This window comes from Natrinema sp. CBA1119, from assembly GCF_002572525.1.
Lineage (GTDB): Archaea > Halobacteriota > Halobacteria > Halobacteriales > Natrialbaceae > Natrinema.
In genome coordinates this window covers 3,608,453-3,627,965 of sequence record NZ_PDBS01000001.1, presented here as the reverse complement: position 1 = coordinate 3,627,965, position 19,513 = coordinate 3,608,453, and the positions used below count along the sequence as shown (strand labels likewise).

The 19,513-nt window shown below is 62.2% G+C and carries 15 protein-coding genes; 9 read left to right on the top strand and 6 right to left on the bottom strand.

Annotation, left to right across the window (positions count from 1 at the left end):
• The first annotated feature begins 40 nt into the window (after window positions 1-40).
• The gene (locus tag CP556_RS17830) at window positions 41-1,048 is read left to right on the top strand and encodes an LLM class flavin-dependent oxidoreductase (RefSeq protein ID WP_176548235.1); all 1,008 of its coding nucleotides are present in this window, start codon (window positions 41-43) and stop codon (window positions 1,046-1,048) included.
• 9 nt (window positions 1,049-1,057) lie between these two features.
• Here the strand turns inward: CP556_RS17830 and CP556_RS17825 are convergent, their stop codons facing one another.
• Window positions 1,058-1,519 carry a VOC family protein gene (locus CP556_RS17825; RefSeq protein ID WP_098726836.1) on the bottom strand — a complete coding sequence of 154 codons (462 nt, stop codon included), beginning with the start codon at window positions 1,517-1,519 and terminating at the stop codon, window positions 1,058-1,060.
• Window positions 1,520-1,755: 236 nt separating this feature from the next.
• On the opposite strand from CP556_RS17825, the gene CP556_RS17820 reads away from it, so the two are divergent.
• The 3 genes from CP556_RS17820 to CP556_RS17810 all read left to right on the top strand — a co-directional run bounded on the left by CP556_RS17820 (window position 1,756) and on the right by CP556_RS17810 (window position 5,167).
• Entirely contained in the window at window positions 1,756-2,916 is a 1,161-nt protein-coding gene (locus CP556_RS17820) for an acyl-CoA dehydrogenase family protein (RefSeq protein WP_098726835.1), read from the top strand.
• Window positions 2,917-3,070: 154 nt separating this feature from the next.
• On the top strand, window positions 3,071-4,243 hold the full coding sequence (locus CP556_RS17815; RefSeq protein WP_098726834.1) for an MFS transporter: 1,173 nt from the start codon (window positions 3,071-3,073) through the stop codon (window positions 4,241-4,243).
• Window positions 4,244-4,417: 174 nt separating this feature from the next.
• Window positions 4,418-5,167, top strand: a complete 750-nt coding sequence (locus CP556_RS17810) for an SDR family oxidoreductase (RefSeq protein ID WP_098726833.1) — start codon at window positions 4,418-4,420, stop codon at window positions 5,165-5,167.
• A gap of 212 nt (window positions 5,168-5,379) precedes the next feature.
• Here the strand turns inward: CP556_RS17810 and CP556_RS17805 are convergent, their stop codons facing one another.
• The 3 genes from CP556_RS17805 to CP556_RS17795 all read right to left on the bottom strand — a co-directional run bounded on the left by CP556_RS17805 (window position 5,380) and on the right by CP556_RS17795 (window position 9,167).
• Complete coding sequence (locus CP556_RS17805) at window positions 5,380-6,147, bottom strand: IclR family transcriptional regulator (RefSeq protein ID WP_098726832.1); 768 nt, start codon at window positions 6,145-6,147, stop codon at window positions 5,380-5,382.
• Between the two features lie 355 nt (window positions 6,148-6,502).
• Window positions 6,503-7,294 carry an SDR family oxidoreductase gene (locus tag CP556_RS17800; protein WP_098726831.1) on the bottom strand — a complete coding sequence of 264 codons (792 nt, stop codon included), beginning with the start codon at window positions 7,292-7,294 and terminating at the stop codon, window positions 6,503-6,505.
• Window positions 7,295-7,490: 196 nt separating this feature from the next.
• Entirely contained in the window at window positions 7,491-9,167 is a 1,677-nt protein-coding gene (locus CP556_RS17795) for a thiamine pyrophosphate-binding protein (protein ID WP_098726830.1), read from the bottom strand.
• 241 nt (window positions 9,168-9,408) lie between these two features.
• Here CP556_RS17795 and CP556_RS17790 point away from each other — a divergent pair, with 241 nt between their 5' ends.
• The gene (locus CP556_RS17790) at window positions 9,409-10,584 is read left to right on the top strand and encodes a CaiB/BaiF CoA transferase family protein (protein ID WP_098726829.1); all 1,176 of its coding nucleotides are present in this window, start codon (window positions 9,409-9,411) and stop codon (window positions 10,582-10,584) included.
• 381 nt (window positions 10,585-10,965) lie between these two features.
• A complete protein-coding gene (locus CP556_RS17785) occupies window positions 10,966-11,763 on the top strand; it encodes an enoyl-CoA hydratase/isomerase family protein (protein ID WP_176548234.1) in 798 nt (265 codons plus the stop codon).
• A 245-nt stretch (window positions 11,764-12,008) separates the two neighbouring features.
• Here the strand turns inward: CP556_RS17785 and CP556_RS17780 are convergent, their stop codons facing one another.
• Window positions 12,009-13,319, bottom strand: coding sequence for an acyl-CoA dehydrogenase family protein (locus tag CP556_RS17780; RefSeq protein ID WP_098726827.1), 1,311 nt, complete (start codon window positions 13,317-13,319; stop codon window positions 12,009-12,011).
• 338 nt (window positions 13,320-13,657) lie between these two features.
• On the opposite strand from CP556_RS17780, the gene CP556_RS17775 reads away from it, so the two are divergent.
• The 3 genes from CP556_RS17775 (at window position 13,658) to CP556_RS17765 (ending at window position 18,015) form a co-directional block, all read left to right on the top strand.
• Window positions 13,658-14,401: an IclR family transcriptional regulator gene (locus CP556_RS17775; protein ID WP_176548233.1), complete on the top strand. Its 744-nt coding sequence runs from the start codon at window positions 13,658-13,660 to the stop codon at window positions 14,399-14,401.
• Between the two features lie 550 nt (window positions 14,402-14,951).
• Window positions 14,952-15,995 carry a TAXI family TRAP transporter solute-binding subunit gene (locus CP556_RS17770; RefSeq protein WP_098726825.1) on the top strand — a complete coding sequence of 348 codons (1,044 nt, stop codon included), beginning with the start codon at window positions 14,952-14,954 and terminating at the stop codon, window positions 15,993-15,995.
• Window positions 15,996-16,020: 25 nt separating this feature from the next.
• On the top strand, window positions 16,021-18,015 hold the full coding sequence (locus CP556_RS17765) for a TRAP transporter permease (protein ID WP_098726824.1): 1,995 nt from the start codon (window positions 16,021-16,023) through the stop codon (window positions 18,013-18,015).
• Window positions 18,016-18,307: 292 nt separating this feature from the next.
• Here the strand turns inward: CP556_RS17765 and CP556_RS17755 are convergent, their stop codons facing one another.
• Window positions 18,308-19,489 (bottom strand): CaiB/BaiF CoA transferase family protein, encoded by a 1,182-nt coding sequence (locus tag CP556_RS17755; RefSeq protein WP_098726822.1) that lies wholly within the window; start codon window positions 19,487-19,489, stop codon window positions 18,308-18,310.
• Window positions 19,490-19,513: the final 24 nt, after the last annotated feature.

Sequence of the window (19,513 nt, the reverse complement as noted above, 5' to 3'; positions counted from 1 at the left end):
TGGGAAACAGCTAACACGGTCTCTTCTCGTTTGTTACAGTATGCCATCGTACGACCTCGCGCTACCGTTGCCAGCCACCGGCGACGTCACCACAGTCGAGCAGTGTGACCTCGCGATCGCGGCGGAGGACGCCGGATACGACCTCGTGATGGTCCCCGAAACGTGGGGTCGGGAAGCGTTCACCCGTCTCGGCTACCTCGCGGCCCGTACGGAAACGATCGGGCTCGGAACGGGAATCATCCCCGTCTACTCGAGGTCGCCCGCGCTGATCGCGCAGGGAGCGGCGACGCTGGACGAACTCACGGACGGACGGGCGGTACTCGGGCTGGGCCTGTCGGGGCCGAAGGTCATCGAGAACTGGCACGGCGTGGACTTTCAGCCGGCGTTGCGCCGCCAGCGCGAAACGATCGAGATCGTCCGACGCGTCCTCTCTGGGAACGAAGTGACCTACGACGGCCGGCTGTTCGACCTCCGTCACTTCCGTCTCCGATTCGAACCGCATCGCTCGGACGTTCCGATTTACGTCGCCGCGCAGGGCGAGACGAACATCGAACTGACGGGCGGGTTCGGCGACGGATGGATGCCGAACCGCATTCCGGTGTCGGCGCTCCCGGCGAAGCGTGAACACGTCGATCGCGGCGCTCGAAAGCAAGATCGCGATCCCGAAGCGGTCGCGACGATCCCGTGGGTGACGACTTGCGTCCTCGAAGACGGCGAGCGGGCTCGAGACAGATGCCGGGAGATGATCGCGTTCTACGTCGGCGCGATGGGCGATTTCCATTACGATGCGGTGGCCGATCACGGGTTCCGGGACGTCGCCGACCGGATCCAGGACGAGTGGGAGGCCGGGGAGAAGGACGCGGCTCGAGCGGCCGTCAGCGACGACCTCCTCGACGAGATCGCGATCGCCGGCAGTCCGGACGCCGTCGAGCACCTCTTCGAGCGGTACGAGGGGATCGCCGACACGCTCGCGCTGCTTCCGCCGACCACTGCCACCGTCGAAGAGATACGCGAGACGATCGACAACGTCGGCGAGACGGTCGCGTAACTCGTCGGTTCAGAGTCGATCGTCCGCCGCGGCGGCGCGCATCGCCTCGATGTGGTCGCGCGCGGTCGGTCCGACATCGTCGTGCCACTCAATGAGTTGCAGTTGGAGGCCGAACAGCGATTTGGGATGGAGGGTCGCCTCCGTTCGGACGCCCGAAACCACGTCTTCCATGACGACCTCCCCGCCGGCCGCCGTCAGCTGTGCAACGGCCGTCTCGAGGTCCGCAACGGTGGCACCGATGTGATGAAGTCCCTGGCCGTTTCGCTCGAGGTAGTCGGCGACGAAACTCCCCTCGCTCGTCGGGGAGAGCAGGGTGAACATATCGCTACCGAACAGGAGGTACGCCGTTCGGTACTGCCATTTCTCGCTCTCGAGGGTCCAGACGTGTTCGACGCCGTCGACCGCCGTGATGGTCTCGAGCGCGTCCGACAGGTCCCAGACTGCGTGTGCGATGTGATCGATTTCATCCATCGTGGCCTGTTAACGTGGGCCGCGCTTATAGTTGTGTAGTCGGACCGGCCGCCGCACGGATGCTGCGTAAGTGCCGCTCGAGTGCTGCTTCGCACTGTTCGACGGAGACGTGGGACGCCAGCGATCTCGGCGGCTGATGACTCCCCTGGCAAATCACCATCGTCCTTCGCTCACTGAGCGACAGATCTGGAATATATTAAAAGGTTTAATAAATACCGGCGTAACGTGGAACACGTATGAACAACATTTCGGACACCATCTTGTCAGACGAACATAAACTACTGCGCGACGAAACGAAGCGATTCGTCACGAACGAGGTCCGCCCGGAGGCGAGCGAACGCGACCCGAAGAAAGAGGAGATGTCGGCCGAACTCGTCGACCAGCTCGGGGAGATGGGGTTTTTCGGCGTTCTCATCGACGAGGAGTACGGCGGACTCGGGATGGACCTGAAATCGTACGCGGTTATCGCTGAGGAACTCTCTCGAGGGTGGCTCAGCGTCGGCAGTATCATCGCGCGCGGACAGAGCCTCGCGGGAGCGACGGACGAGCAGAAAGAGGAATATTTGCCGAAGATGGCGTCCGGAGACGCGCTCAAGAGTATCGCGATCAGCGAGCCGAACGCGGGCAGCGATGTCGCGAACATGCAGACCCGCGCCGAGCGCGACGGCGACGAATACGTCCTCAACGGTCAGAAGACGTGGACGACGTTCGCGAAGGGATCGGATTTCATTCTGACGTACGCGGTCACTGACCCGGACGCGGAGCCAGCACACCGCGGTATTTCCGGCTTCATCGTCGAGAAGCCGGCCGGGACGTTCGATCGCGACGGCCTTAGCGGCCAGGCGATCGACAAGATCGGCTACCACGGCTGGAAAACGTGGGAGGTGAATTTCGACGACGTGCGCGTTAGCGCCGACAAGCTCGTCGGCGGTGAGGAAGGGAACGGATTCTATCAGATCATGGATTTCTTCGAGGAAGGCCGCGTCCACACCGCCGCCCGGTCGGTGGGATTAGCCCGCGGCGCGATCGAGGACTCGGTGCAGTACGCGAAGGAACGCGTACAGTTCGACGAACCGATCTCGGAGTTTCAGGCGATCCGATTCAAGTTGGCTGACATGGCGACGCAGGTCGAGGCCGCGCGGGCGCTGACGCTGCTCGTCGCCGACGCGGTCGATTCCGGCGAGCGAGCCGACGCCGAAGCCGCGATGGCGAAGCTCTTCGCCAGCGATATCGCCGAGGAGGTCACCAGCGAGGGGATTCAAATTCACGGCGGCTACGGCTACACGACTGATTTCGACGTCGAGCGATACTGGCGGGACGCTCGAGTGACTCGAATCTTCGAGGGAACCAACGAGATACAGAAACGCATCATCGCCGACGACCTGCTGTCGTCGTAATGACCGCCGTCGAATCAGTCCGTCTCGATCCCGTCAGCGTCCCTCTCGAGTCCGTCTGTTGACTGTCCCAATGCGTTCCGACGGTGCCGACTCGTAATTCGGCCAGATAGTCCGATACCACAAATCGTTTTCATCGGCTCTCTGTAGGGAGCCTGTGAACTGGCGATATCAATACACGGCGCTGCTTCTCTGTACATTTGCGTTCATGGCGACGATGGCCGCTCGTCTCGCGATCAGCCCGCTCGTTCCCGCTATCACGGACGATTTCGCCGTCTCGAACGCGGCTCTCGGAACCGCGTTATCGCTGATGTGGGCGACGTACGCGCTCACCCAATTCCCGAGCGGCATCTTCGGTGATCGGTTCGGAGAACGGCGAGTCATTCTCGTCGCGATCGGATTGACCGCGATCGCCAGTCTGCTGCTCGCCGTCTCTCCGTCGTACGAATTTTTCGTCCTCTTCACGATCGTTCTCGGCGTCGGTGCTGGGCTCCACTACACGGTCGCAACGACATATCTCACGAAGCAGTTCGCAAACACGGGTCGCGCGATCGGGTTGCATATCGCAGGCGGCCCCGTTGCGGGCCTCGTCGCGCCGATCGCCGCGACGCTGATCGCCGTTCGGTACGGGTGGCGAGCGGGCGTGTTACTCGGATTCTTTGTCGCAGCCCCGATTTTCGTCCTGTTCGCGTGGCGAATCCGCCCGACGGAGCCGGACCGACCCGAGCAGCCGATGCGCGAACGGGCCGAACTCGGCGCGATGGTCGAACTGCTCTCCCGGCCGTCGATCGCGTACACGACGCTGCTCTCGTTTCTCTGTGCGTTCGTCTGGCAGGCGACGGCGTCGTTCCTGCCGACGTTTTTCGCCGAGGGGCAAGGACTCTCGCCGGCGATCGCGAGCGCGCTCTTCTCGCTGTATTTCGTCGTCCACGGGCTCACGCAACCGCTGATGGGCGGGCTCTCGGATCGAATCGGTCGCGATTCGGCCGCGATCGTGACGATGAGCGCCGGCATCGTCGGGTACGGACTGCTCGTCGTCGCCGGGAGCCTCCCGCAGTTCGTCGCGGGGGTGTTGTTCATCGGCCTCGCGATGAGCTGGGGAGCGCCGATCCAGTCGCGATTCATGGATCTCCTTGGGGCGTCCGAGCGCGGTACCGGATTCGGGCTCGTCAGGACCGCGTACATGACGACGGGCGCGACGGGCAGCGTCGTGGTCGGTATTCTCGCCGACCTGTACGGGTGGGACGTCTCGTTCACGTTGCTCGCCGGAATCATGATCCTCGGCCTCGGTATCCTCGCGGCGAACCGTCTCTTTCGGCTCGGATTGTAGCCGACCGTTTCATCCTCTTCCGGCGGTCGATCATCGGACCTCCACCGCTGATGGAACGCATGCGCCGTGAGTGGGGGAAGCCCCTCGAGCGGCCCCGTCGGAAACGACACGGGGCTGAATACGGTTACAGCAGTAACACGTAGAGTTTAGCATCACCGCGACAATGTCTCACCGATGGCAACCCACCCACTGGCAGACAACGGAGCGATCGTTACCGGTGCGAGCGCGGGAATCGGACGGGAAACGGCTCGCGCACTCGCAGCCGATGGTGCCGACGTCGCACTCGTCGCCCGTCGAGAGGATCGGTTGACGGAACTCGCGGCCGAAATCGAATCCGAGACCGACGCGTCGGCGCTCGTCTGTCCCGCAGATGTGAGCAACGAAGACGAGGTTGAGGCGGCCGTCGAGAAGACGGTCTCGGAGTTCGGCCGTCTCGACGTGCTGGTGAACAACGCGGGGATCGCGACCGATTCCGAGACGCCCGTCGAGGAGTTTCCGACCGACCAGTATCGGACCGTCATGGGGGTGAACGTCGACGGGATGTTCTACGCGGCCCGGGCGGCGATTTCGCACCTGCGCGAGACGAACGGAACGGCGATTTTTGTCGCGAGTTACGCGGGCAAGAACCCCCGTCCGGACGCGCCGCTGTACGCGGCGACGAAATGGTGGACCCGCGGATTCGCGAAGAGCCTCGCGGGACAGGTCGGGACGGACGATATCGCCGTCAGCATCGTCAACCCGTCGGAAGTCCGGACGGAGTTCGGCAAGGAGTTCCGAGAACGAACCTCGGAGGAACGCTACGAACAGGACGAAGTCACCGGGCCTCGAGCCGTCGCCGACGCGATCGCGTTCGCCGCGCGTCAGGAGACGCCCAACACGGTGAGCGAACTGGACCTGTACCGTCGCGACAAGTTTTCCGGCTAGCCCGTCCCGACGCGACAGCGGGATTCCGTTCTTTATCGAGAAACGATCGATAGCACCGCGTCGGTGAATCGAATGGCTGCGGACCGATCGGGACGGGTTTTGGGAAGATACGCTACGGACCGATCAGAACGGGTTTTGGGAAGAGACGGTCAGATCGGGCCGAAATTCGGACCACGGTGCGTTCTCCCGGAAACGAACGTCACAGTGCGGGTTCAGGAGTATTTCATATCCAGTTCGAGTTCGTTCGCCGTTCCGAGGAGGATATTCGGAATCGTTTCGTCGAGGCGATCGCCTTGCACGCGGTGTGTGGGGCCGGACACGCTGAGCGCGCCGAAGACGCCGCCGTCCGGGCACTCGATCGGGACACCGATCGCCCGGAGCCCGGGGATCGTTTCCTGGTCGTTGATGCTGTACCCCCGCTCTCGGATCTCCTCGAGTTCCTCGTAGAGTTCGTCCTCGTCCGTAATCGTGTTCTCGGTCAGCGATGGCAGTCCGTGCTGTCGAATGATTTCCTCGACGCGCTCCTCGGGGAGGTGTGCGAGGATCGCCTTTCCCGCGGCCATCGATTGGAGCGGCCGGTACTTGCCGATCACGGAGTCGGTTTGCACGGCGTGTTCACCGGTCTCTCCGAACACGTAGACGGCCTTGCCGTGTTCCTCGACGACGAACTGCGCCCGCTCGGCGGTTTGCTCGGCGATTTTCTTGACTTTCTGACTCGCCATCTGGTACGTGTCGGTGCGCTTTTTCGTCCCTTCACCCAGTTCCAGGAACCGAAAGCCGATTCGATACCGGTCCCCGTCTTTGACGACGTACTCGAGGTCCTCGAGCGTCGCCAGATGCCGGTGGATGGTGCTCTTCGCGAGGCCGAGTTCGTCCGCGATCTCGGTGATCTGACCGCCGTCCGCTTCGGCGAGCGTTTCGATGATCTCGAACGTCGTCCGCGTCGCCTTCACCGTTCCCGGATCGGTGTACGTTTCCATGAGAACAGATACCGTAGCTTGGTGTATAAACATTCCGTATACTCGAACACCCATCAGCCCCGACCGAGACCGACATTTTCCGGACTGTTCCGGAGAATTCGGGCGGTTTTGTAACTATCTGTGCTTCCACCCTGAATAGAACGCTCGCACTCCGTGTTCCGGATCGAGTGGAGCGGGTTCCAGTGTCAGGCGCGAGTATCTCGAGTGCTCCCGTCTCAGCGACGCATCACGAGCTCAGCGACGGACGAAACCGCCGACGTGGATTGCCGATGAGGCAGAAACATCTGCTACCTCCGACCGCGTAGGGCTGCGAACCGGTGTTCCGTAGCCGAACCCGCTGCAAACGGTTACTCCTTCAGAAAATGGAATCGCTCTCCCCGCCGTCGATCGGGACCGCCGCACCGTTTATCTGGCCTGCCCGGTCGGAGCAGAGGAACGTGACGGCGTCGCCGAAGGCGTCCGGATCGCCGATCTGCTCGACCGGAATCGATGCCACTCTGGCGGCCTTCGCCTCCTCGTAGGAGTCGTACTCGCCCCGCTCGACCGCCGCTTCGAACACGTCCTGGAGACGCGGCGTTTCGTGGACGCCCGGCAAGACGGCGTTGGCGCGAACGTCGGGACCGAGATCCTTCGAGAGCACCTTCTCGAGGCCGACGACGCTCGTCCGCACCGAACTCGAGAGGACGTTCCCGCCGTCCGCTCGCTTGGCGGCTATCGAGGCGATGGCGACGATGGAGCCGCCGTCACCGCTCCGGAGGTGTTCCGCCGCTTCGCGGACGACCCGAACGACGCTCATCGTCAGCAGGTCGAACGCCTCGTACCACTCGTCGTCGTCCGGCTCGAGCGGGCGCATCGGCGTCGGTCCGCCGGCGCTCGTCACGAGGTGATCCAATCGGCCGAACTCCTCGACGGGTCGCGCCACGAGCGTTTCGACGTCCTCGGGGTCCGTGAGATCGCCCGACTGTGCGATCACGTCTCCCGAGGCGACCGCCCGAATTTCCTCGGCGGCGTCGGCCAACCGCTGTTCGTCTCGCCCGTTGATAACCACGTGTACGCCCTCCCTCGCGAGGGCTTTCGCGGACGCCTTTCCGAGACCGCTACTCGAGGCCGTAACCAGCGCGACGTTTCCGTCCAATCCGAGATCCATGCGTTGCCATGTCGGTAGACGCACGAAAGCGTACCGGTACTGACGCTGAGCCGGACGACGACGGATTTTCGGAACCCACCGCGTTCGGACTACTGACGGACGCGGGCCGACGGGCGACGGGCGCGAGAAAACGAACCGGTGGAGGCGGGGCGGTTTCGACGATGCGTCGTTCGACAGCCTGCACTTCGACAGCCCGCTACATCTTACTTCGATGGCGGACGGCGCTGTTCGTCTTGCAGTCGACGACGACCGGCCCGTCCGGTCGGTGGTCGAGAACGTCGCTGATAGCGTCCAGATCGTCGCTCGAGCGAACGGTGTAGCCGTCCGCGCCGAGCGACTGTGCGACGTCCGCGATGTCGGGTGCCTCCAAGAGAGCGACGTCGGCGTACTTGTTGGCGGTTTGTAAACTATGATACTCCGTTCCGAGGGCGCTGTCACTCATGACGACGATGGTCACAGGGATCTCGTGGCGGACGGCGGTGTCAACCTCCTGAAGCGCCATCATGAATCCCGCGTCGCCACAGAACGTGACGGGAGTGCGGTCACCCGAGTTCAACGCCGCGCCGATCCCGTGGGAAAGTCCCTGCCCGATCGCCGCGAAGTCGAGCGTCCAGTGGAAATCGGCTGGCTCCGGCGTCGAAACCCCGTCGAGGACCCATCGCGAAAAGTGTCCACCGTCGCTGACGACCACGCGGTTTTCGGGCAAGGTGGAATCGAGACCGCGGACCAACTCTCGCGGATCGATTCGTCCCTCCTGTTCGGGGAACTCGTCCTCGTCTAGCGACGGCGTGTCCGCGATCCGGTTCCGGAACCGATCGGTCCAGAACTCGCCGCTTCGGTCGATTCCGTGTGCCTCCAGCCGCTCGGTCAGCGCGTCGACCGTCAGCCGGGCGTCCCCTCGGACGCCGAGATCGACGGGCTCGTACCGCCCGATCGCGCTCGGGTCCGTATCGACGTGGACGACTTTGGTCTCGTCCTCGACGAGGTGGCCGGAGTCCGTCGTATACGGGTTCAGGCTACAGCCGACCGCTAGCACGAAGTCGCTCTCGTGCAGGTGTTCGTTTGCGATATTGCTCCCGAAATCGCCGACGAACCCGAGCGAGAACGGATGATCGTCGAAGTAGCCTCGAGCCTGCAGGGTGGTGGCGAGCGCGGCGTTCGTCCGCTCGGCGAACGACTCGATCGCGTCCTTCGCGTCCGCCGCAATCGCACCGCGACCGGCCACGACTATCGGGACTTTGGTCGCGTCCGAATCGAGGTACAGGTCGACGGCCGCATCGATCGCGTCGTCGTCGGGGTGGAGTCGAGCGTTCGATGTGGCGGCGTCCGTCGCCGCTACCGATCGATTTCGGTCGGTCTCGACGTCAGAGTCGGGCAGTTCGCCGTCCAGTACGTCCCACGGAACCTGGACCGCTATCGGCCCCTCTCCGACTCGGAGGCTCCGGAAGGCCTCCTCGAGCGTCGAAAGCAGTGTTTCGGGGCTTCGAGCGGTACGGACGGTACCGACCGTCGACTTCAGGAAGGACTCCTGTTCGAAGTCCTTGATATCGTAGGAGTCGGACACGGACATCTCCGGAACGATGACGAGCAACTTCGACCCCTTCTTCCGAGCCGTGACGAGCGAGGTGCCGGTCTGTGCGACGGCGGGTCCTCGACCGACCATACAGACGCCGACGTCGTCGCTCGCTCGCGAGTAGCCGTCGGCCATTCCGACGGCGCCCTGCTCGTGGCGCGTGTGGACGACGCGAATTTCTCCGCTCCACTGGTCGTGTAACGTCGAGAGCGTGCGCATCGTGTCCTCGCTCATCAGCGCGAACAGCGTATCGACTCCCTCCTCGTTGAACAGTCTAATGACTGCGTCGTGGACTTTCATGATCTTCTCCTCGATACTAGGCCCCTACCGTTATCGTACTACCGGTGAGCACGGTCCATCCCGTCTCGAGCGGGGCGATATTCGTCGCGTCGGCCGGTGTGCTCGAGCGTGGGATCGGTCCGTCAGTGACGTATGAGTTCCCCGGCCGGCAGCACGAGCGCGGACGATCAGCCCACTGGTGCGTACGCTCCGAATCGACCGGGACCGAATGTTTATATATCCGTCTCTGCGACTACTTGGCATGCAACCGTTAGAAGACATAAATATCATAGACTTTACTCAATCGATCGCCGGGCCGGTCTGCACGCAGATGTTGGGTGAGATGGGCGCGGAAGTGATCAAGGTCGAGCCCCCGAACGGAGACGCCTTTCGACCCCTGATGAAGGGGAGTCTCTTTTCCGCCTACAATAACGGGAAGAAGAGCATCTGCGTCGATCTGAAGACCGACGAGGGACAGGAGCTTCTCACGGACCTCGCCGCGAAAGCCGACGTGTTGATCGAGAGTTTCCGCCCGGGCGTCCTGGACGAGTACGGTCTGGACTACGACTCAATCTCCGCGGACAATCCGGACATCGTCTACTGCTCGTTGTCGGGGTACGGACAGACTGGTCCGAACCGCAGCTTTCCCGGATACGATCCGTGCATTCAGGCGATGTCGGGCCTGATGGCGACGACGGGCTACCCGGACCGACCGCCCGTCCGAATCCGCTCGAGCCTGATCGACTGCGGCACCGGGACCAACGCCGCCTTCGCGGTCATGGCCGCGATCCGCGAGCGGGACAAGACGGGCGAGGGTGACCACATCGACGTCTCGCTGTTCGACGTCGGAATCTCCTGGATGTCCTACTGGATCGCCAACTACGACACGACGGGAGAAGTGCCGGAACGGAACGGCGAACAGGGAATCGGAAGCGCCCCCAACGGACTCTTCGAGGCAGCGGACGGCTACGTGTATCTGATCACGATGACCCAGACCATGTTCGAACGACTCTGTGAGGCCGTGGATCGGTCCGATCTGCTCGACAGCGCCGAGTATCAAACGATGGACGATCGGATCGAACACCGGCCGAAGTTGCGGGAGGAACTACACGAGGCGTTCGCCTCGTACACCGCCGAGGAACTCGAGCAGCTCCTGTTAGAGGCGCGCGTTCCCGCGGCCGCGGTGCGCTCGATCGACGAGGTCGTCGAACTGCCGCATCTCGAGGCCCGATCCATGCTCACCGAATCGTACAACCCGGAAGTGGACGAGCCGGTCGATATCGCGGCCCTTCCGTTCACGTTCGAGTCCGACGGCGAACGGCCCGGATACAGCAGTCCACCGCCGACGAAGGGGCAGCACACGACGGAAGTGCTCGAGGAGTTCGCGTATTCCGACGAACGGATCGAAACCCTCCGAAACAACGGCGTCATCGAGTAAGCGTTCCGACACGAGTTCGACGACGAAACGGCGAGTGCGGTCCACTCTCCGTCTCCGGCCGTACCGTCGCGACGGCATCGATCCGCGGTCACGGACGAGCAATCGCCGGCGAATTCGTCGGCTTGCCACCAGTAAATCAGGTCGAAGCCGGCTGAGACCTAGTTTTATGCGCTGGTGCGTGAAATCGTACTACGATGGTCCTGTTCGAACCTGCCGAGGAGAGACAACCGCTACCGCTGACACCGAGCGAGTCCCCCGAGATTCGACTCGAGTCGATCGCATCGGAGGGCGGCCCGGAATGACCGGAACGGCATGCGTCCTGCCGAAGACGAGAACCGACGAGAGAAGACGAAGGCGGCTCCGGGACGGAGGCGAGACGCGATGACTGATGACCCCGTTCTCCTGGACGTGACCGACGGTGCGGCACGCGTCGAGCTGAACCGACCGGAGACGTACAACGCGCTGAACGACGCCCTGGTCGAGCGCCTGTCGGACATCCTCGAGAGGGTCGAGCGCGATCCCGATGTCCGCTGCGTCGTGTTGTCGGGGGCCGGTGATGCCTTCTGTGCGGGCGGCGACATTGGCCGGATGAAGGGCCGTCGCGAACGGAACGTCACGCCGCCCGAAATGCGGCGAGAAGTCCTGTATCAGGTCAGAGACACGGTCGAGCGAGTGTTCTCCCTCGAGAAGCCGGTGATCGTCGAAGTCGACGGCGTCGCGATGGGCGGCGGTGCGAACCTCGCACTGGCGGGTGATCTGGTGTTCGCCGCGACGGACGCGACGTTCGGCGAGGTGTTCAGAAACGTCGGACTGTCGGTCGATTTCGGCGGCTCGTTCTTGCTTCCGCAACTCGTCGGCCTCCACAAAGCCAAGGAACTCGTGTTCTCCGGCGAACCGATTTCGGGCGAGGAGGCGGCCGAAATCGGACTGATTAACGATGCGGTCCCGCCGGGGGACCTCGACGCCCTGGTCGACGAGTGGGTTTCGGACCTCTCGTCGGCGCCGACCGAGGCGCTCGCGCTGGCGAAACGAGACCTCAACGCGGGCGCTACGGCCGACTTCGCGACGGCGATCCGGAACGAAGCGACGTCGCAGGGATTACTCCAGTCGACTCGAGACCACCGCGAAGGCGTCGACGCGTTCTTCGAGGAACGCGATCCGGAGTTCCACGGGGAATAACGACACGCCGCAGTTCGGAGGCGCTCTTCGACTGGGTGAGAACCCTTGCAATCCTCGATAGCGACGATGGAGGAGCAGCGTATCTCCGTCAGCGGAGCCGCCCGTTATTTGCTGTGAGACGGTGCGATCGTTCGGAGCGATGCGCTACGGTGTAATCGATCGTCGTGGTTCGCTACGGTTAATCGATCGTCGTGGTTCGCTACGGTTAATCGACCGTCGTAATTCGCTGCGGTGTGTTCGAGCTGCTACTCGTCCGCTATCCGTGCCGGTTGCTCGTCTTCGCTCAACCAGGGGAGCCCCTCGCGTTCGTTGCCGACGAGGTCGGCGTCGAACTCCTCGTCCAGAAGCAGCTGGTAGGCGTCGTGTTGGACGACGCTCTTCATGACCTCGGTCGCACCGCCCATGAACCTGCCAGCGCGGACGTCGCGCTGGGTCTGCTCGACCGGATACGACGTGGTCGTCCCGATTCCGCCCATGATCTGGATGCAGGTGTCGGCGATCTCGTGAGCCAGCTCGTTGCCGAGCCACTTCGCCATCGCGCTCTCCATCCGGCCGGCGGAGACGCCGCGATCGTCCATAATCCGGGCTGCACGGGTGTTAAGCAGGTACGCCCCGTCGAGCTTCGTCACCATCTCGGCGACCTTGTGATTGACGGCCTGGTACCGCGAGACCGGTCGTTCGTTGACCTCTCGGTTGGCGGTGTAGTTGGCGGCGATCTCGAGCGCTTGCTGGCTCGCTCCGAGACAGTAGCGGGCGACGGTCAGGTGTTCGAGGTTGAGTTCGTCGGTGATGTACGACCACGCCTCGCCCTCGTTCCCCACGAGGTTGGCCTCGGGCACGCGGACGTCGTCGAACTGCATCCACGACGCTCCAGTCCCCCGGAAGCCGTGCCAATCGGACTGGTCCTGCAGGAGTTCGATACCGTCGGTATCACGATCGATCACGATAATCGAGACGCCCTCACGGTCGCCGTCTTCGCCGCTTGTACGCACGGGCGTGAAGTAGAAGTCAGCGTAGGGCGCGAAGTCGATGAATCGCTTCTCGCCGTTGATCACCCACTCGTCGCCGTCCTTCTCGGCGTCGGTCTCGAGATGGGCGAGATCTGTTCCGCTCCGGGGTTCCGTATAGGCCTGCGCCACGACGAGATCGCCCGCGGCCATCGGCTCGAGATACTCCTCCGTGATGTGCTGGTTGCCGTGTTCGTACATCGTCCGTCCGACGTGTTGCGTCAGCGATGTCTGGCAGGCGTGGACGATGTTGCCGCAGTAGCCGATCGCTTGTTCGGCCAGCACCGTCTCGATGATGGTCCCGCCCGGACCGCCGTGCGCCTCGGGGACCGAGATGGCGTTGAAGCCGGCGTCCCCCATGCGGCTGACGTACTCCTGCCACTCCTCTCGAGAGCCCTCGTTCTCGTCGAGTGCTCGGAAGTGGTCGTGGCCGAGCCCATCGACGAACACCTCGGTCTCGAGGGTGGTTATCGCGTCGGCAAGATACTCCTCTTCCTCGTCTGTCAGGACCGTGTCTTCCCCGATCATAGCGGATGCCTCATCTGACATGACCCACGATCATAAGTGTTTCAGAAAATAAACGTTGAAATCACTCGAAAATAATGCGACGAGACAGGGTTCGTGAGGATTCGGTGTTCGGGAGGCGTGAACGCGTCCACGGAACGATCGTTCGGCGGAATTTGCCCGCTGTCGACCGCCAGCTTACATCTTTGGACCGAATTCTCGACGGCGCGCATCGATGCGAGACGAACGTCCATCCGGAACTCGTTCGGCAGGGCCTCCCGAACGGGAAACAGCACCGTTATGTGGCAACTGATCGAACCACATCTCGTTCGGCAGGGGCGAACTACCGATCGACGGGCCGTGAGACCCCGCCGGAGGAACACATGATCGACGCAACCGAGAATTCGCTGGCGATCCTCGAGGCGGTTCACCAAAACGACCGGGCCGGCGTGACGGCGCTCGCCGACGAGACCGGCCTCGCAAAAAGCACCGTTCACAGCCACGTCGAGACGCTCAAACGCTCCGGCTACCTAGTCCAGTCCGGCGACGATCTCGAACTCTCGCTTCGGTTTCTTCAGTTCGGATTGGACACGCGCCGTCGTGAACCACACCGGATCGCCGCCCGTGAGAAGGTGGTGGAACTGGCTCGACGGACGGGCGAACGCGCCCACTACGTCGTCAGGGAGGGAACGAACGCGGTGTTCCTCTACTCGGAAACCGGCGAGAACGCCGTCCGAACCGGAGTTCACACGGGAGATTTCGTGCCGTTGCACGCGACGGCGAGCGGCAAGGCGATACTCGCCAACCTCCCGCCGGAACGAATCGAGATGATCGTCTCCGAATCCGATCGGCGGCAGGTAACGCCGAACACGATCACCGACCTGGATGCGCTCCGGGAAGCGCTTCGGAACGTCCGTTCGCGAGGACTGGCGTTCAACGACGGCGAATACGTCGAGCGACTCTGGTCCGTCGGCGCTCCGGTGTTCGACGACGAGAAGCGTGTCCTCGGAAGCATGAGCGTCTCGGTGCCGGCGAACCGACTCGGCCGACCCGGCGTGAAAGACGAGCTTTCGACGACACTGCTGGAGACGGTGAACGAACTCGAACTCGAGATCGCCCACGCGTGAGCGCCGATCGGACGGGCATCCGATAGCCGACGAGAGGGACCGGACCCACGGGATCACGATGTTTCTCGTCGACCGCGACGGCGACGGCGTCGGGATCGCTGCGAATTCGGCGAAAGTCGTGACATCGAACGCCGCATACGAGGCGGCAAGCCACGGAATGCAGACGTTTGGCGGCTGGTCGGTGACGAGGAGTACGATATCGATCTGTTGTGGCGGGACGCTCGCTTTTTCCAGATCGGTCCCGTTTCCAACGAACTGGCGAAGACCTTCATCGCCGAGCGCGAACGGGGACTGCCGAAGTCCTACTGATGGATCGAACGGTGAGTTCGCTCTCCCGCGTTTCGCTCGGTCGAAGTGACTCGAAATCGGCCGATGGGTGTGTCGGTCGTCAGACGAGGTCGTCGGTTTTCATTCCCTCTTCAATTCTTGCCGAATGTATGTGATATATACAAATAAGTATATATGGTTTGGATTGTGTCATCATGACACGGATGTCGTACAACAGACGGCGTCATCATGACACGGATGTCGTACAACAGACGGCGTCATCATGACACGGATGTCGTACAACAGACGGCGCTTTATGACGGCCGCAGGTGTAGCGGGACTAGCAGGGTTAGCGGGCTGTATCGGTGGGGGAAACGGTGATAGTAGCGTTGAAAGTGATACCACCGATTGGAGTTTCGGGATTACGCGCGAGGGAACGATCGGATACATAAAGGCAAGCGGGTGGGCCCAGCTTTTCGAGAACGCTGATACGGATATCAACCTGACCCTCAACACGACTGGTGGGTCGGAAGAGGCCTACAGGCTCTGTGCCCAGGGTGAGAATCACATCACTCGAGGGACGAGCGCGATGGGGATGGCCTCTTATAACGAAGAGAGTCGACCGGGCGCCCAGTTCGGTGGTGACAACACCGTTCCGACCGTCCCACAACAGGTCATGGCGATCGCCGATATCCGTCCGTTCTGGGTGACGGCGGACGATAGCATCCAATCGATCGACGACTTGGCGGGGAAGACCGTTCACAACGGCGCTGCCGGGTCCCGCTTCGTCGGTGCAATTCCCTTCGACAGCGTCGGACTCTACGAAGACATCGAACTCACACAGGGAGACTGGTCGGACATTCCCTTCGCTCTCGAGGAAGGACGAGTCGATGCCGCGTACACGTACGTGATGGCGAGCGGGACGTCGCTTCCCGGATGGGCCGAACAGCTAAATAGCATGGACAGCCTGCGAGTCCTCGAGTTCAGCGACGATCAGCTTTCGACGATCGAAGAGGACCCGTACCTCAACGTCACCGAGGTGCCGGTCAACGAGGTCTTCGGGTTCGAGACGAACATCGACACGGTCCAATCGCCGACGGCGCCGTACCAGTGGTTCGTTCACCCTGACCTCAGTAACGAACTCGTCAAGGAGTTCTGTGAAATCTCGTTCAGCAACGTAGAAGAGATTCAGGACGTCCACGACGCCCTCGGACTGTTCAACGAGGAGTACGCGGTAGAGGGGCTCACGCAGTCGCCGGTCCATCCGGGAGCCGTCGAGTGGTATCAGGAGAACGATCTCTGGAACGAAGACCTGATCGAAGGATAAGTAGCAGTCCTTTCACTCTCCAATCATGTCGAACACATCCTCCGATCAGGAACTGAGTTTAGAAGAGAAAGGGGACCAGTTACCGGCACTGAATTTCACGCTCGAGAACGCACAATGGCTGTTACTCACCCTCAGCGCACTCGTCTTCTCTGTCTATCACATCGCATACGGGTATACGTATCTCGTAAATAGCGACCAACATACCATCATTTCGCTGTGTCTATCGGTGTTTTTGATGGTCCAGCTGGTCGAAGCCGATCTGGATGCGATCTCCGGCAAGGTGCTGTTCGTCGCGAAGTTGGCCACGTCAGCGTTGATGCTCTACATCACGTACTATTTCGTGACGACGTACTCCGAGATGCTGTCTCGAATTCTCAACTACACGCAGATGGAGTACATGTTCGCGCTCGTATTAGTCATATTAATACTCCTCTTCACGTACCTCAGATACGGGTTCTTCGTCTCCGGGATCGTCGTTCTGTCGGTCGGGTACGCGATGTTCGGATCGTACATTCCCGGGGCGTTCGGTCACAGCAGCATCACGCTAATGCGTGTCCTCGAGCGGTCCTCCCTCGTGTTCGACATCGGACTCTTCGGATTCCTCCCCGGCGTCGGCGCGCAGTGGATCGTCATCTTCCTCGTCTATGCGAGTCTCCTGATCGAGTTCGGTGCGCTGCAACTGGCTATCGACTTCGGGAGACGGATGAACAAACACCTGCAGTCCGGCGTGCCGCAACTGGCGGTCGTGACGAGCTTCGTCATGGGATCGATATCGGGCAGTGCCGCGGCCAACACCGCGACGACGGGTGCCGTGACGATTCCGCTGATGAAGAGTTACGGGATGGACGGCGAAACCGCTGCGGCCATCGAATCGAACGCCTCGTCGGGCGGCCAGGTCCTTCCCCCGATTATGGGGGCCTCGGCGTTCGTCATGGCCTCCTTCCTGAACATCAGCTACCTCGACGTCGTCGTGGGGGCGTTGCTCCCAGCGGTTATCTTTTACCTCACCGTGTCGATCACCGTCTACTACGTCAGTAAAGGGTACGATCTCAGCAAGTCCGACGCAGATGACGAGCAGGTCCTGGAGACGACGCAGGACGCGGACCAACCGTGGTACGTCTACTTGCCTCTGCTCGCGTCCGTGCTGATCCTCATCTACGACCTCGGAATCCGACAGACTGGGCCGCTTACCGCCGGCTTCCACTCGGTCATCTCCCTCATCGGACTCCAGCTCGTCTGGAACATGATCCTCATGAGTGACAGACGGTCTGCGCTCCGGGATTACGGTCGTAACCTGCTAGTTGGCCTCCAGAAAGGTGCGATAGCCAGCGCGGAGATCATGGTCGTCCTCGGTGCGATTGCGATCTTCGTCAGTATGCTCGGCAGCGGAAACATCGTGCAGGAACTGTCGTTCCTCATGTTGGGCCTCTCGGGAGAACTCCTCTTCCCGTTACTCCTCGTGGCGATGATCCTGTCGATCATGTTCGGCCTGGGGATGCCGACCGTCGCCGCGTACGTCGTCGTCGTGGTGTTCGTCGCACCGGCCGTCGGAGACCTCGGCATCTCGGAGTTCAACACGCACCTGTTCGTGTTCTACTTCGCGATCCTGTCGGCAATCACGCCACCGGTCGCACTCGCGGCCGTCATCGCCAGCGGTATCGCCGAAGCGGATTTCACCCAGGTGGCGAAGAAGGCGATGATCATGGGAGCGCCGCTATTCATCCTCCCGTACACGATTATCTACCACCCGAGCATCGCTCAGTGGGGGAGTGACACACCGCTGACGTTCATCTACCTGCTCGCGACGTTCATCGCGATCGTCACTATCATCCACTTCAACATCGACTACAACAGGTACGTCTCCGTCGGCATCAAAACCGTCGGAGTGGGCGTGCTCGTTGCCATCATGTTCTGGGGAACGTCGACCATCCAGGCGGGCGGATTCGTTCTGGCGGTCCTCGTTGTCGTCGCGTTCCATTATATGGAACGTCAGGAGTCGGCAACGGCCGCTCCCGCCTGAAGCCCTCTCTTTTTTCGAGTGCGGCTCATTGGAGACGTCCGCTGGAATACTGCGGGACGAACGCGTCAACCGACGGACGGTCGACAGTGCTCCGTCGACGGTGATCCGTGCCGATTCGCACGCGAGAATCCTCTCCCGTTTCGACCGTGTCTCGACGAAGCGAATCGACAGCATCGCGAGCGGAATGTGGACTGTTTCCGACGCGATTCGAGCCGGTCTCTCGGCCGGCGATCGGGGTATGCTCGGTTCGAACGGCGGCCGGTAAACGGGCAGTGCCGTCAGCGAGATTGGATTACGCCGATTCTCCCACGACACCCGCATCAAGTAGTTCGGTGATCGTCTCCTCGTCGTAGCCGTTTTCGCCGAGGACGGCTCGAGTGTGTTCGCCGTTTCGCGGCGGCGACGACGCGGGCTCGAGCGAGTGTTCGGCGAATTGAAACGGCATTCGCGTCGTCCGACACTCAGTCTCGAGGTGCTGATTGTACGTCTCGACGAACAGGTCCCGGTGGTCGGCGTGGGGGTCGTCGTCGACCAGTTCGTCGATGGACTGAAGCGGTCCGACGGGAATGCCGGACTCGGCTAACGATTCGACGAGTTCCCGGCGATCGAACGCACCGAACTCGGACTCGAGTTCCGCCCGGAGGACGTCGCGGTTCTCCCATCGGTCCTCGGCGGTCCCGAAGCGATCGTCCTCGAGCAGGTCCGGCCGCTCGAGGGTGTCACAGAGGCGGCCGTACAGTTTCTCCGAGGCCGTCGCGAGGTAAAACGGCTGTCCGTCTCCGGCCTCGAAAATACCGTACGGAGCCATTCCGTAGAGCCCCGCTCCGGCGCGTTTGGGGAGTTCGTCGGTCGACGTGTAGTGGGCGACCCAGTACCCCATCCACGTCGTGGCGACGTCGAACAACGAGAGGTCGATGTGGGTCCCGCTCTCCGATCCGTCGCCGATCAACCCGCCCATGACGAGCATCGCGCCGGTCAGCCCGGTCGAGTAATCGATCGCGCTCGTTCCGACGCGAACCGGGTCGCCGTCGGTGGGACCGGTGACGCTCATGAGGCCGGACATCGCCTGTGCGACCGGGTCGTAGGCCGGATACTCCTCGTACGGGCCGTCCTGCCCGAACCCGGTGATCGAACAGTAGACGATGTCGTCGTTTTCCGCGCTGAGATCATCGTATCCGAGGCCGAAGCCCTCCATCACTCCCGGTCGGAAGCTCTCGACGACGACGTCCGCGTCGGCCGCAAGGTCGCGAGCGATCGCCCGCCCCGACTCGCTTTTCAGATCGAGACTGATACTTCGCTTTCCCCGATTGCACGACGCGAACATCGAGCCCTCGATAAGGGGCCTGAAGGCGTCTCCTTCGGGCGGTTCGACCTTCACAACGTTTGCGCCCAGGATGGCCAGAGACTGGGTGCAGATGGGGCCGGCGATCGACTGGGTAAAGTCAAGCACGTCAATTCCTCTCAGTGGTTGCATGCGAACAGTTCGATCCACGTGGCG

Excerpts from the sequence above, each read along its gene's own strand:
- CP556_RS17830 (WP_176548235.1), top strand. The coding sequence starts at position 41 with ATGCCATCGTACGACCTCGCGCTACCGTTGCCAGCCACCGGCGACGTC.
- CP556_RS17825 (WP_098726836.1), bottom strand. The coding sequence starts at position 1,519 with ATGGATGAAATCGATCACATCGCACACGCAGTCTGGGACCTGTCGGAC.
- CP556_RS17820 (WP_098726835.1), top strand. The coding sequence starts at position 1,756 with ATGAACAACATTTCGGACACCATCTTGTCAGACGAACATAAACTACTG.
- CP556_RS17810 (WP_098726833.1), top strand. The coding sequence starts at position 4,418 with ATGGCAACCCACCCACTGGCAGACAACGGAGCGATCGTTACCGGTGCG.
- CP556_RS17805 (WP_098726832.1), bottom strand. The coding sequence starts at position 6,147 with ATGGAAACGTACACCGATCCGGGAACGGTGAAGGCGACGCGGACGACG.
- CP556_RS17800 (WP_098726831.1), bottom strand. The coding sequence starts at position 7,294 with ATGGATCTCGGATTGGACGGAAACGTCGCGCTGGTTACGGCCTCGAGT.
- CP556_RS17795 (WP_098726830.1), bottom strand. The coding sequence starts at position 9,167 with ATGAAAGTCCACGACGCAGTCATTAGACTGTTCAACGAGGAGGGAGTC.
- CP556_RS17790 (WP_098726829.1), top strand. The coding sequence starts at position 9,409 with ATGCAACCGTTAGAAGACATAAATATCATAGACTTTACTCAATCGATC.
- CP556_RS17785 (WP_176548234.1), top strand. The coding sequence starts at position 10,966 with ATGACTGATGACCCCGTTCTCCTGGACGTGACCGACGGTGCGGCACGC.
- CP556_RS17780 (WP_098726827.1), bottom strand. The coding sequence starts at position 13,319 with ATGTCAGATGAGGCATCCGCTATGATCGGGGAAGACACGGTCCTGACA.
- CP556_RS17775 (WP_176548233.1), top strand. The coding sequence starts at position 13,658 with ATGATCGACGCAACCGAGAATTCGCTGGCGATCCTCGAGGCGGTTCAC.
- CP556_RS17770 (WP_098726825.1), top strand. The coding sequence starts at position 14,952 with ATGACACGGATGTCGTACAACAGACGGCGCTTTATGACGGCCGCAGGT.
- CP556_RS17765 (WP_098726824.1), top strand. The coding sequence starts at position 16,021 with ATGTCGAACACATCCTCCGATCAGGAACTGAGTTTAGAAGAGAAAGGG.
- CP556_RS17755 (WP_098726822.1), bottom strand. The coding sequence starts at position 19,489 with ATGCAACCACTGAGAGGAATTGACGTGCTTGACTTTACCCAGTCGATC.